Raw genomic sequence first — 13,078 nt, 5'->3', positions numbered from 1 at the left:
GGTGATGGTGACGGGAGGTAGCGTCGTGCTGAACCAGCGGCCATCGCCTTTGCTATCGTGGCGCCCCCGAAGGATCGAACCGGCATGAGCGAACTGCAGGATCTGAGCGCGTTGATCCGCGCCAATACCCCACTGATCGTCATCGAGACCCAGGACGAGGGTCGCATCGTCGAGCTGTTCCGGCAGACGCTGATGCACGTATGGCGGGCGCTGCACCGCTGGTCGATCACCGAGGGCCTGCGCCGGATCGACCTGGACAGCGAGGACCCGCCGGTCGGGCCACCCGATGCCAGCGCGGCCCTGCAGATGATCCGCCAAGCCGACCAGCGCGGCGTCTACCTGCTGCTCGATTTCCATCCCTACCTGGGCTATGCCAGCCACCAGCGCGCCCTTCGCGACCTGATCCAGCGCCGCCACAGCGAGCCGCATGTGCTGGTGCTGATCGGTGCCAAGGTGGAACTGCCGGCCGAGCTGGAAGCACTGGCCGTGCGCTTCAACCCGCGCCTGCCCGATGCCAATGCCCTGCTGAAGATGCTGCGCGAGGAGGCCGACGCCTATGCGCGCGAGCATGGCGGCCGCCGGGTTGAAGTCGACAGCGAGGCGGTGAAGAAAATCCTGAAGAACCTGCAGGGCCTGAGCCTGGTCGATGCCCGGCGCATCGCGCGCCAGCTGATCTACGCCGATGGCGCACTGCGCGACGACGACCTGCCACAGCTGGCGCGGCTGAAGTTCGAGCTGCTCAACCGCAGCGGCCACCTGTTCTTCGAACATGACAGCGCGCGCTTCGGCGATGTGGCCGGTGCCAACCGGCTCAAGCGCTGGATCAACCAGCGGCGGGTGGCGTTCATTGCCGGCTCCGCCCCGGCCGGGCTGGACCCGCCGCGCGGCATGCTGCTGCTGGGCGTACAGGGCTGTGGCAAGTCGATGCTGGCCAAGGCCACCGCCGCCGGCTTCGGCGTGCCCCTGCTGCGCCTGGACGTGGGCGCGCTGTACAACAAGTACCACGGCGAGACCGAAGCCAACCTGCGCCAGGCACTGGCCTCGGCCGAACAACTCGCGCCCTGCGTGCTGTGGATGGACGAGATCGAGAAGGGCCTGGCCAGCGGAGGCGAGGACGGCGGCGTGTCACGCCGCGTGCTCGGTTACCTGCTGACCTGGATGGCCGAACGCAAAGCGCCGGTGTTCATCGTCGCCACCGCCAACCAGGTGCACGAGCTGCCCGCCGAGCTGCTGCGCAAGGGCCGCTTCGACGAGATCTTCTTCGTCGATCTGCCCTCGCCCGACGTGCGCGTGGAACTGCTGCGGCTGCACCTGGGCCGGCGCCAGCTCAACGCCGACGACTTCGCACTGCCCGCGCTGGCGGCGGCCGCCAATGGTTTTTCCGGCGCCGAGATCGAGCAGGCGATCGTGGCTGGCCTGTATGCGGCGCATGCCGAGGGCCGGCCGCTGGACACCGAGCTGCTGATGACCGAGATCCGCGCCACCCGGCCGCTGTCGGTGCTGATGGCAGAGCAGGTGGAAGCACTGCGTGCGTGGGCGTCGGGGCGGACGGTTTCCGCGGACGACTGAGGGGTTTCCAGCGAACGGCGCAGCCCCTCGTGGCGGCTGGTTGACTGTGAACATCAAAAGCCGCGCTTGGCCGGGCGGGATGGATTCGCGGGGGACGCCGTCAACCCGTCCATGGGGGCTTGGCCGCGGCATCCATGCCGCGGACACCCCCGCGAACCCACCCCGCCCGGCCTCTGACAATTTCCGAGTGCGTCCGCCACGGAAAAGAAAAAAGAAGAGCAGAAGCAAAGGCAAAAGCGCTTGGCCGGCCGCTCTTTGTAGAGCCGAGCCCACATTCGGCTGCATTTCGATCAGATATCGAATAGTCGATTCCGTTACAGATTCATCCACGCATGGCGTGGATCTACCGTGTCGACCAAGGTCGACACCTACCAACAGCTGCCGGAATCTGTCGAAGGCGGGGCACTGTGGGTTTGCAGGGTGTGAGCCGCATGGATGCGGCGACCAAGCCCCCAGGACGGGTTTACGGCGGCCCCGCAAACCCACAGTGCCCCGCCATCCCGCAGGAAGCCCGCTGTTGCTTCGGCTGTTGCTGTTGCTTCCGCTGTTGCCTCTGCGGGTGCCGGGTGCAACCCGGCCGAACCCCTTCCCTCAGGGCCAGGCAGGTGGTGCGGCCGCCCAGGCCTGCTGCACCTCGGCCAGCGACGCGCGCTCATCCTCACGCCACTGCGGCAGCAGCTGCCCATAGTTGGCCGTGGTACTCCACTGCGTCGGCTCGGTGCGTACCGCAGCCGCATACCACTGCACCGCCTCCTGCTTCTGCCCCATCCGCCACAATGCCAACGCATAGGTCGGTGGCACCCAGGTGGGCTTCGTACGGGCGTTGCTGGCTGATACCAGCCACTGTTCCAGCGCCGCCTCCGGCTTGCCCTGGCGCAGCAGGTCCCAACCGTAGTTCCAGCGCACGCTGCGGCCGCTGCTGCTCTGTGCCGGCGCCTCCTTCATCGCCTCGCCATACAGCTGCTCGGCCAGCTCGCCACGGCCCTGCGCGCCGGCCACCGAGGCCAGCTGCACCGTCGCTTCCACCGCGCGGCGGCCGCGCTCACGCAGCTTGACCAGCTGGGCCACCAGCTCATCGCCCTCGCCCTGCACCGCCACCATCGGCGTTGCCGCCAGGTCGTTGTCGAAGTAGAACTCCTGTGGTGCCGGCACGGCCGGCGCGGCCCACGCAGTGGCCACTCCCGAGGCCAGCAGCACGCTGGCCAGGATCTTTCCTGGAACTGACATCCCTTCTCCCCAGGCCGCAACTGCAGCCTCCCTCTCTCTCCCCGATCCTAACCCCAGCACCGCCGCGGGCGCGAGTGCCGGGGCCTCGCGGCCCCGCTGCTACAATTCGCGCCTTTCCCGCCGCGTGCCTGCACGCGGCCGGTGCCAGCCGATCCTACCGGGCCAGCCATGACCAGTACCGCGCAACTCACTTCGCCCTCGTCCGCCGACCTGCTCGACCGTGATTACACGCTCGACCACAAGTACACCCGCAGCGAGGGGCGGATCTATCTGAGTGGCGTGCAGGCGCTGGTGCGGCTGCCGCTGATGCAGCGGCTGCGCGACGCCGCCGAAGGCATCGACAGCGCCGGCTTTGTCAGCGGCTACCGTGGCAGCCCGCTGGGTGGCTTCGACCTGGAGCTGTGGCGCGCGCGCAAGCACCTTGAAGCAGCCAAGGTGAAGTTCACCCCGGGCCTGAACGAGGACCTGGGCGCCACCATGGTGTGGGGCACGCAGCAGACCAACCTGTTCCCCGGCGCCAACGTGCAGGGCGTGTTCGGCATGTGGTACGGCAAGGGCCCGGGCGTGGACCGCTGCGGCGACGTGTTCAAGCACGCCAATGCCGCCGGCACCTCGCGCTACGGCGGCGTGCTGGCGCTGGCTGCCGACGACCATGCCTGCCGCAGCTCGACGCTGCCGCACGGCAGCGAGGACGAATTCGTCAGCGCGATGATGCCGGTGCTGAACCCGGCCGGCGTGCAGGACATCCTCGACATGGGCCTGCTGGGCTGGGCGATGAGCCGCTATACCGGCCGCTGGGTCGGCTTCAAGACGATTGCCGAGACGGTGGAATCGTCGGCCTCGGTCGAGGTCGATCCGATGGCGCGCCGCATCGTGCTGCCGGAAGACTTCGAGATGCCCTCGGGTGGCCTCAACATCCGCTGGCCGGACCCGCCGCTGGATCAGGAAATGCGCCTGCACCGCTATGCGGTGAAGGCGGCGCAGGCGTTTGCCCGCGCCAACGGCATCGACAAGGTGGTGATGGATGCGCCGCGCGCGCGGCTGGGCATCGTCACCACCGGCAAGAGCTACCTGGACGTGCTGCAGGCGCTGGAATACCTGGGCCTGGATGAAACGGCCTGCGCCGACATCGGCATCCGCGTGTACAAGGTCGGCATGACCTGGCCGCTGGAACCGCAGGGCATCGCGCGCTTCGCGCAGGGCCTGGAAGACATCATCGTGGTGGAGGAGAAGCGTGCCTTCATCGAGCGCCAGATGAAGGAACAGTTCTTCAACTGGCCGGCCAGCTGGGGCCAGCGCCCGTCCATCGTCGGCAAGTACGATGAAAGCGGCGAATGGATCCTGCCGTCCACCGGTGAGCTGACGCCGGCCACCATCGCCGGCGTGATCGGTCGCCGCATCCAGAAGTTCTTCAACAACGAATCGATCGAGCAGCGCCTGCAGTGGATGCAGGAGAAGGAAGCCGAGCTTGCGTTGCCGCGCGCCAGCTTCCCGCGCGTACCGCACTACTGCTCGGGCTGCCCGCACAACACCTCTACCCAGGTGCCGGAAGGCTCGCGGGCGCTGGCCGGCATCGGTTGCCACTACATGGTGACCTGGATGGACCGCAGCACCGACACCTTCACTCACATGGGCGGCGAAGGCGTGACCTGGGCCGGGCAGGCGCCGTTCACCGACACCCCGCACGTATTCCAGAATCTGGGCGACGGCACCTATTTCCACAGCGGCTCGCTGGCGATCCGCCAGGCGGTCGCCGCCGGCGTCAACATCACCTACAAGATCCTCTACAACGACGCGGTGGCGATGACCGGCGGCCAGCCGGTGGACGGCCCGCTGAGCGTGCCCGACATCGCAAAGCAGATGCGCGCCGAAGGCATCCACACCATCGTGGTGCTGTCGGACAACATCGGCAAGTGGACCGGCCAGCGCGAGCACTTCCCCAGCGACGTCGAGTTCCACGACCGCAGCGAGCTGGATGAGGTGCAGAAGCGCCTGCGCGAGGTGAAGGGTGTTTCGATCCTGATCTACGAACAGACCTGCGCCACCGAGAAGCGCCGCCGCCGCAAGCGCGGCAAGCTGGAAGATCCGCAGAAGCGCGTGCTGATCAATTCGCTGGTCTGCGAAGGCTGCGGTGACTGCGGCAAGAAGAGCTTCTGCGTGTCGGTGCTACCGAAGGAAACCGAGTTCGGGCGCAAGCGCGAGATCGATCAGTCCAACTGCAACAAGGACTATTCCTGCGTGAACGGTTTCTGCCCGAGCTTCGTCACCGTGCACGGTGGCCAGCCGCGCAAGGGCAGCAAGCGCGATGCTTCCACCCTGCTGGACAACCTGCCGGCACCGGCCATCCGCGGCACCCTCGAACAGCCCTGGAACATCCTGATCACCGGCGTCGGCGGTACCGGCGTGGTGACCATCGGCGCGCTGCTGGGCATGGCCGGCCACCTGGAAGGCAAGGGTGCGACCGTGCTCGACCAGACCGGCCTGGCACAGAAGGGCGGCGCGGTGACCACGCACATCCGCATCGCCCGTCGTCCCGAAGACATCCACGCCGTGCGCATCGCCGCCGGTGAGGCTGACCTGGTGGTGGGCTGCGACATGGTGGTGGTCAACGACTACTGGGCCCTGTCGAAGGTGCGTGCCGGCCGTTCGCAGGTGGTGCTGAACACCTACGAAGCGATGCCCGGTACCTTCACCACCCGCCCGGACATGCAGTTCCCCGCCGCCGACATCGTGGCCGGTGTGCGCGTGGCGCTGGGCGGCCAGGAGCCGTTGCTGCTGGATGCCACCCAGCTGGCCACCGCGCTGCTGGGCGATGCGATCGCCGCCAACCTGTTCATCCTCGGCTATGCGTGGCAGCAGGGCCTGGTGCCGCTGTCGTTCGAGTCGCTGATGCGCGCCATCGAACTCAACGGTGCGGCCGTGGCGATGAACCAGCAGGCCTTCGCCTGGGGCCGCCTGGCCGTGGTCGACCCGCAGGCCGTGCAGCAGGCCGCCGGCCTGGTGCGCAACCGCCACACCGATACCGAATCCACCCCGGGCCCGCTGCACCCGCTGCCGCCGGGCGAGTGGGAGGGCAACGAATGGGGCGCCACCGCCGCACCGCGCAACACCGGCGACGAACGCGAACTGCGTGGCCTGCCCTCGCACGGTGGCGACGTGGCATTCCTGCCGCTGGACGATGCACGCCTGTCGCGCTCGCTGGATGAAATGATCGAGCGCCGCGCCGCGTTCCTGGTCGAGTACCAGGACGCTGCCTACGCCAACCGCTACCGCAGCCTGGTCGAGCGCGTGCGCGCCGCCGAAGCCGACCGCATCGGCGGTTCCACCGCGCTGACCGAGACCGTAGCCCGTTACCTGTTCAAGCTGATGGCCTACAAGGACGAGTACGAAGTGGCCCGCCTGTATACCAGTGGCGACTTCCAGCGCCGCCTGCAGCAGCAGTTCGAGGGCGATTACCAGCTGCGCTTCCACCTGGCACCGCCGCTGTTCGCCAGGAAGGACGAGCAGGGCCGGTTGCTGAAGAAGGAATACGGCCCGTGGATGTTCAAGGCCTTCGGCCTGCTGGCCAAGCTGAAGTTCCTTCGCGGCGGCCGGCTTGATGTGTTCGGCCGCACCGAGGAACGCCGCATGGAGCGCAAGCTGATCGGCGATTACGAGGCCACCGTGCAGCTGCTGCTGGACGGCCTGGATGACGACCGCCTGGCGCTGGCGGTGGAAATCGCCAGCGTGCCCGAGCACATCCGCGGCTTCGGCCACGTCAAGGAAGCGCATTTCGAGCAGGCCAAGGCGCGCGAAGCCGCCCTGCTGGCGCAGTGGCGGAACCCAAAGGCGCTGCACATCGTGCAGGTGGCTTGAGCACCGCTGACGGCACGAAAGCAACCTATTGATTGCATATTGAGATAGCAATCGATAGGTTGCCTCCAGCGAAGGAAAGAGATAGGTTGCTTGTCGTAATGCAACCTATCCTTTGCGTACACGCTCGCGTACGGTCACTTTCTAGGGGACTGCCGATATGGACAGGCCGCTGCACACGGTGAGGACACCTCAACAACTGGCACCGCTGATGCGTGCGTTCAGGCGCCAGGCGGGCCTGAGCCAGGCGCAGTTGGCGGCCCAGCTCGGCATAAGCCGCCAGGCAGTAGGCGCATTGGAGCGCGACCCGGCATCGGCAAGCTTCGAACGGCTGATGCGGGTCTGGGCAGTGCTGGGTCTGGAAGTCAGATTGCAGCAGCGAAGCCGCCCGGAGACAACGTCAACGTTGGAGTGGTGAGCCATGGGTACGCTGCGGGTCTGGATGAATGGTGTCGAGGTCGCGCTCTGGGATGATGTCCGGAGCGGCTCTTCCCGGCTTTCGTACGTCGACTCGTGGATCAGCTCCGCCCAGTCCCGGCCGTTGTCACTCTCACTGCCCCTGCTCCCGGAGGGTGAGAGCCATCGGGGCGATGTCGTCAACAACTACTTCGACAACCTTCTTCCCGACAACGCCGTCATCCGCAACCGGATCCGCGACAGGTTCTCCACGCGCAGCAGCGACACATTCGATCTTCTCGAAGCCATTGGCCGGGATTGCGTCGGCGCAGTGCAACTGCTGCCGCTTTCGCATACACCGGGGGACATCCAGCAGATTACGTGCGAAGCGTTGGACGAATCAGGCGTCGCTGCGATCCTGCGTCAGGTGACGGCAGGGAATCTACCTGGCGCACCCACCAGTGATGATGCGTTCCGCATATCCATCGCCGGTGCGCAGGAGAAGACGGGACTTCTGCTGCATGCTGGCCAGTGGTGCATTCCTACCGGCAGTACCCCATCCACCCATATCTTCAAGCTGCCGCTTGGCATTGTGGGCAACATGCGGGCGGACATGCACCAATCCGTCGAGAACGAATGGCTGTGCATGCAACTGCTTTCCGCCTTTGGAATCCCCGTTGCGAATACGCAGATGGGACGCTTCAAGGACGAACGCGCGCTTATTGTGGAGCGATTCGACCGCCGCCTTTCTGCGGATCGCCGGTGGTGGCTGCGGCTGCCGCAGGAAGACATGTGCCAGGTCTTCGGTCTGCCCGCTGCCAGGAAGTATGAATCCGATGGCGGCCCAGGCATCGTGACCATCATGGATCTGCTTCGACAATCCGAGGATTTCGAGGATCGGGCGACCTTCTTCAAGACGCAGATTCTTTTCTGGATGTTGGCTGCAACCGATGGACATGCCAAGAACTTCAGTGTTTACCTCGAAGCCGGTGGACGCTTCCGCCTGACACCCGTCTACGACGTATTGTCGGTGCATCCCATCCTGGGTAGGGGGCCAAACCAGCTCGACCCGCGGAATGCACAGCTCGCCATGTCCGTCCAGGGCAAGAACCGCCACCGGAAGCTGCACCTTGTGCGACGACGCCATTGGAACGAAACCGCACGCGCCTGTGGTGTCGCTGATGGTGCGGAGCCGTGGATCGAAGCGCTGATCGCAGCCGTCGAACCCGCCATCGAGCAGGTCACGCGTCAGCTCCCAAGTGATTTCCCCGTAAACGTGTCCGAACCCATTTTCAACGGGCTGCGCGCTGCGGCGGCACGCCTTTCCAGCATGTCGCCGGACGCCTGATCACCCCAGCCGCCACAGCAGCAACCGGTTGTTGGCCGGCATCGCCACATCACCCAGGCGGGTGAAGCCGTTGTCCGCCGCCAGCGCCTGCACCGCTTCCACATCGCGGATGCCGCTGCGTGGATCACGCGCCTTCAGCCAGGCATCGAACTGCGCGTTGCTGTCGCTGGTGTAGCGACCGCCGTAGTTGAACGGGCCGTACACCGCCAGCAGCGCACCATGCCGCAGCACCGACGGCAGCGCGGCGAACAGCGCCTGCACATGCTCCCAGCCCATGATGTGCAACGTGTTGGCACTGAATGCGGCATCGAACGTGCTGCCCTCGGGCAACGACAGGCCCGACGCCGGAGGTAGTTCCACCTGCAGTGCCACCGGCGGCAGCAGATTGAGCAGCGCGGCCTCCGCACGCCAGGCCTCGATGCCGGGCAGATGGTCCGGATGATCGCTGGGCTGCCAGCGCAGCCAGGGCCAGCGCTCGGCGAAGAACGCCGCGTGCTGGCCGGTGCCACTGCCGATCTCCAGCACCCGATGGCGGTCGCCCATCCACGGGTCGAGTGCGGTGGCGATGGGTTCGCGGTTGCGCTCGCAGGCTTCTGAATACGGCTTGCTCGACATCAGGGACGGTGTCCAGGCGGGGTCGGCCCCATTGTGCACGAGGGGGTGTCTGCAGGGCTTGCAGCCCTGCACCCGCAGGAGCCGGAGCAACAGCAACAGCCAAAGCAACTGCAACAGCGGGCTTCCTGGGGGATGGCGGGGTGGGTCCGGTTGCGGGGGACGCCGTGAATCCCCCTCCGGGGTCCGGCCCAGCCGCTGGCGGCTGTGCGTTCGGGCGCTTGCGAAGCGGTGCTTCGCAAGCAAAGCGCCCTCACCCATGGAGGCTCGGTCGCGCCATCCATGGCGCTCACGCCCCCGCAACCGGACCCACCCCGCCTTCGACAGTTTTCAGCGGTCTGTCGGAACGGCTCTTGGGGTCAGATCCGTTTTCCGCAGGAGAACGGCTCTGACCCCGGATACATTTCGATATCTGACAGACGTGTCGACCAAGGTCGACACCTACCAACAGCCGAGTGAACCTGTCGAAGGTGGGGCGGTGTCGGATTGCGGGGTGTCAGCCGCATGGATGCGGCTGCCAAGCCTACAGGGACGTACTTGCGGCGTCCCCGCAGTCCGACACCGCCCCACCAACCCACGGAATGCCGCTCTGGCTTTGGCCGTTGCCGTTGCATTGAGCAGGTGCAGGGCGCAGCCCTGCCGAAACCCACCCAACCATGACTGCAGTCACTTGCCCGGACGCGCCGCGCTGGCGAAAGTCGAGGAGTTGACGTGATCGGTCCGGCCCGTTGCCAACCGCACGCAAGCGAGAGAGAGAAACGCTGTGCAACGACGTGAGTTCCTGGCTTTTTCCGGTCTGGGCCTGGCGGGCCTGCTGCTGCCGCATTCCCGTGCCATCGCCGCCGAGCAGCTGCTCGCCCCGGTCGATACCGCCCAGCGCAGACGCCTGGCGGACGTTGCGCTCGCCGCCGCACGCAACGCCAAGGCCAGCTACTGCGACGTGCGCATCGGCCGCTATCTCAACCAGTCGGTCATCACCCGCGAGCACCAGGTCGGCAATGTGACCAACCGCGAATCGTCCGGTGTCGGCGTGCGGGTGATCGTCAACGGCGCCTGGGGCTTTGCCGCTACCCACCAGCAGACCGAGGCTGCCGTGCGCGCGGCGGTCGAGCAGGCCGCAGCGATCGCCCGCGCCAACGCCGGCATCCAGACCCGGCCGGTGCAGCTGGCACCGACGCCGTCGGTGGGCGAGGTGCACTGGCAGACCCCGGTGCGCAGGAACGCGATGGCGGTGCCGATCCAGGACAAGGTCGAGCTGTTGCTGGCACTCAACGCCGCCGCGCTGAATGCGGGCGCCGACTACATCAATTCCACCCTGTTCCTGGTCAATGAACAGAAGTACTTCGCCTCCAGCGACGGCTCGTTCATCGACCAGGACATCCATCGCATCTGGCTGCCGTTCACTGCCACCGCCATCGACAAGGCCAGCGGCAGGTTCCGCACTCGTGCCGGCCTGTCCTCGCCGATGGGCATGGGCTACGAGTTCCTTGATGGCGATGCGCGCGGCAAGGTGCAGCTGCCCGGTGGCATCACCGCCTACCGCGATTCCTACGACCCGGTCGAGGACGCCATCGCCGCCGCCCGCCACGCGCGCGAGAAGCTGAAGGCGCCGTCGGTGAAGCCGGGCAAGTACGACCTGGTGCTGGACCCGTCCAACCTGTTCCTGACCATCCACGAGAACGTTGGCCACCCGCTGGAGCTGGACCGCGTGCTCGGCTACGAAGCCAACTACGCCGGCACCAGCTTCGCCACGCTGGACAAGCGCGATGCCGGTTTCCGCTGGGGCAGCGACATCGTCACCTTCTTCGCCGACAAGATCCAACCGGGCAGCCTCGGTGCGGTCGGCTACGACGACGAAGGCGTGAAGACCCAGCGCTGGGACCTGGTGCGCGACGGCATCCTGGTCGATTACCAGGCCACCCGCGATGAGGCCCACATCCTCGGCCGCGATGCCTCGCATGGCTGCAGTTACGCCGATTCCTGGTCCAGCGTGCAGTTCCAGCGCATGGCCAATGTCTCGCTGGCGCCGGGCAAAAAGCCGCTCAGCGTCGAAGACATGATCAAGGACGTGGAGAACGGCATCTACATCCACGGCCGTGGGTCGTATTCGATCGACCAGCAGCGCTACAACGCGCAGTTCGGCGGCCAGCTGTACTACCAGATCAAGGACGGAAAGATCGCCGGCATGGTCGAGGATGCGGCCTACCAGATCCGTACGCCGGAATTCTGGAATGCCTGCACTGCGATCTGCGACGAGCGTGACTTCCGCCTGGGCGGTTCGTTCTTCGACGGCAAGGGCCAGCCCGGCCAGGTCTCGGCGGTCTCGCACGGTTCGTCCACCACCCGCTTCAACGGCATCAACATCATCAACACCGCGCGCAGTCTCGGCGCTTGAGCCACCCATCCTTCGACATGGAGAGCAGCCTTGCAAAGACGTGACTTCCTGGCCCTGACCGGGCTTACCGCGGGCGGGCTGATCGTGCCTTCCTTCTTCGGCAAGGCGATTGCCGCCGAACAACTGCAGAGCACGCTGGACCTGGGGCTGAAGAAGCGCCTGGCCGATGCGGCGCTGGCCGCTGCCCGCCAGGCCGGTGCCACCTACTGCGACGTGCGCATCGGCCGCTACCTGCGGCAGTTCGTGATCACCCGCGAGGACAAGGTGCAGAACGTGGTGAACACCGAGTCCACCGGCGTGGGCATCCGCGTGATCGTCAACGGTGCCTGGGGCTTCGCCGCCACCAATGCGCTGGGTACGGCCGATGTAGCCAAGGCCGCGCAGCAGGCCGCAGCAATCGCCAAGGCCAATGCCGGCGTGCAGACCGCACCGGTACAGCTGGCCAAGGCGCCGGGCGTGGGTGAGGTGAGCTGGCGCACGCCTATCCGCAAGAATGCGATGGAAGTGCCGATCAAGGACAAGGTCGGCCTGCTGCTGGACGTCAACGCTGCGGCGATGGGCGCCGGTGCCAGCTTCGTCAACTCGATGCTGTTCCTGGTCAACGAGCAGAAGTACTTCGCCTCCACCGATGGTTCCTATATCGACCAGGACGTGCACCGCATCTGGGCACCGATGACGATCACCGCCATCGACAAGTCCAGCGGCAAGTTCCGTACCCGCGAAGGCCTGTCCTCGCCGATGGGCCTGGGCTACGAGTATCTGGACGGCGCGGCTGCCGGCAAGGTGGTCAGCCCGAATGGCGTGGTCAACTACAGCTCTTCCTACAACATGAAGGAAGATGCCATCGCCGCCGCCAAGCAGGCGCAGGAAAAGCTGAAGGCCCCGTCGGTAAAGCCGGGCAAGTACGATCTGGTGCTCGACCCGTCGCACACCTGGCTGACCATCCATGAGTCGATCGGCCACCCGCTGGAGCTGGACCGCGTGCTCGGCTACGAAGCCAACTACGCCGGCACCAGCTTCGCCACCCTGGACAAGCGCGAACAGCATTTCCAGTACGGCAGCGAGCTGGTCAACATCTTCGCCGACAAGACCCAGCCGGGCAGCCTCGGTGCGGTGGCGTACGACGATGAAGGCGTGAAGTGCAAGCGCTGGGACCTGATCAGCAACGGCAAGCTGGTGGATTACCAGACCATCCGCGACCAGGCCCACATCCTCGGCAAGACCGAGTCCGACGGCTGCTGCTACGCCGACTCGTGGTCCAGCGTGCAGTTCCAGCGCATGGCCAACGTGTCGATGGCACCGGGCAAGAAGCCGCTGAGCGTGCCGGACCTGATCAAGGACGTGGAGAACGGCATCTACATCATCGGTGATGGTTCGTTCTCGATCGACCAGCAGCGCTACAACGCGCAGTTCGGTGGCCAGCTGTTCTACGAGATCAAGAACGGCCAGATCACCCGCATGCTGGAAGACGTGGCCTACCAGATCCGCACGCCGGAGTTCTGGAATGCCTGCACCGCCGTGGCCGACGAGCGCGACTACCGCCTGGGCGGTTCGTTCTTCGACGGCAAGGGCCAGCCGGGCCAGGTCTCGGCGGTCTCGCACGGTTCGTCCACCGCGCGCTTCAACGGCATCAACGTCATCAACACCGCACGCAGCCTCGGCTGATCGGTCAGGAGCCC

General features: G+C 66.2%; 8 protein-coding genes. 6 read left to right on the top strand and 2 right to left on the bottom strand.

The genetic code is table 11. The annotated features are described in order from the left end of the window. Positions 1 to 84: 84 nt before the first annotated feature. On the top strand, positions 85 to 1,569 hold the full coding sequence (locus tag ACZK3J_RS00460) for an AAA family ATPase (protein ID WP_049398189.1): 1,485 nt from the start codon (positions 85 to 87) through the stop codon (positions 1,567 to 1,569). 591 nt (positions 1,570 to 2,160) lie between these two features. On the opposite strand, the gene ACZK3J_RS00455 is transcribed toward ACZK3J_RS00460, so the two are convergent. Then, positions 2,161 to 2,796, bottom strand: coding sequence for a tetratricopeptide repeat protein (locus ACZK3J_RS00455; protein WP_032128715.1), 636 nt, complete (start codon positions 2,794 to 2,796; stop codon positions 2,161 to 2,163). Positions 2,797 to 2,964: 168 nt separating this feature from the next. Here ACZK3J_RS00455 and ACZK3J_RS00450 point away from each other — a divergent pair, with 168 nt between their 5' ends. The 3 genes from ACZK3J_RS00450 (at position 2,965) to ACZK3J_RS00440 (ending at position 8,392) form a co-directional block, all read left to right on the top strand. Continuing rightward, complete coding sequence (locus tag ACZK3J_RS00450; RefSeq protein WP_478476281.1) at positions 2,965 to 6,651, top strand: indolepyruvate ferredoxin oxidoreductase family protein; 3,687 nt, start codon at positions 2,965 to 2,967, stop codon at positions 6,649 to 6,651. 157 nt (positions 6,652 to 6,808) lie between these two features. Continuing rightward, positions 6,809 to 7,066, top strand: coding sequence for a helix-turn-helix domain-containing protein (locus ACZK3J_RS00445; RefSeq protein ID WP_414577283.1), 258 nt, complete (start codon positions 6,809 to 6,811; stop codon positions 7,064 to 7,066). Positions 7,067 to 7,069: 3 nt separating this feature from the next. Beyond that, positions 7,070 to 8,392 (top strand): type II toxin-antitoxin system HipA family toxin, encoded by a 1,323-nt coding sequence (locus tag ACZK3J_RS00440; RefSeq protein ID WP_478476280.1) that lies wholly within the window; start codon positions 7,070 to 7,072, stop codon positions 8,390 to 8,392. On the opposite strand, the gene ACZK3J_RS00435 is transcribed toward ACZK3J_RS00440, so the two are convergent. After that, entirely contained in the window at positions 8,393 to 9,007 is a 615-nt protein-coding gene (locus ACZK3J_RS00435) for a DUF938 domain-containing protein (protein WP_478476279.1), read from the bottom strand. Between the two features lie 760 nt (positions 9,008 to 9,767). Here ACZK3J_RS00435 and ACZK3J_RS00430 point away from each other — a divergent pair. Both ACZK3J_RS00430 and ACZK3J_RS00425 read left to right on the top strand, forming a co-directional pair. Next, positions 9,768 to 11,399 (top strand): TldD/PmbA family protein, encoded by a 1,632-nt coding sequence (locus ACZK3J_RS00430; protein WP_478476278.1) that lies wholly within the window; start codon positions 9,768 to 9,770, stop codon positions 11,397 to 11,399. A 30-nt stretch (positions 11,400 to 11,429) separates the two neighbouring features. Next, complete coding sequence (locus ACZK3J_RS00425; protein WP_032128710.1) at positions 11,430 to 13,064, top strand: TldD/PmbA family protein; 1,635 nt, start codon at positions 11,430 to 11,432, stop codon at positions 13,062 to 13,064. The last annotated feature ends 14 nt before the right edge of the window (positions 13,065 to 13,078 follow it).

It is taken from the genome of Stenotrophomonas sp. 86428_Sma, assembly GCF_056481585.1.
Note: the sequence above shows the minus strand (reverse complement) of the source record. Positions and strands in the feature narration are given on the sequence as shown.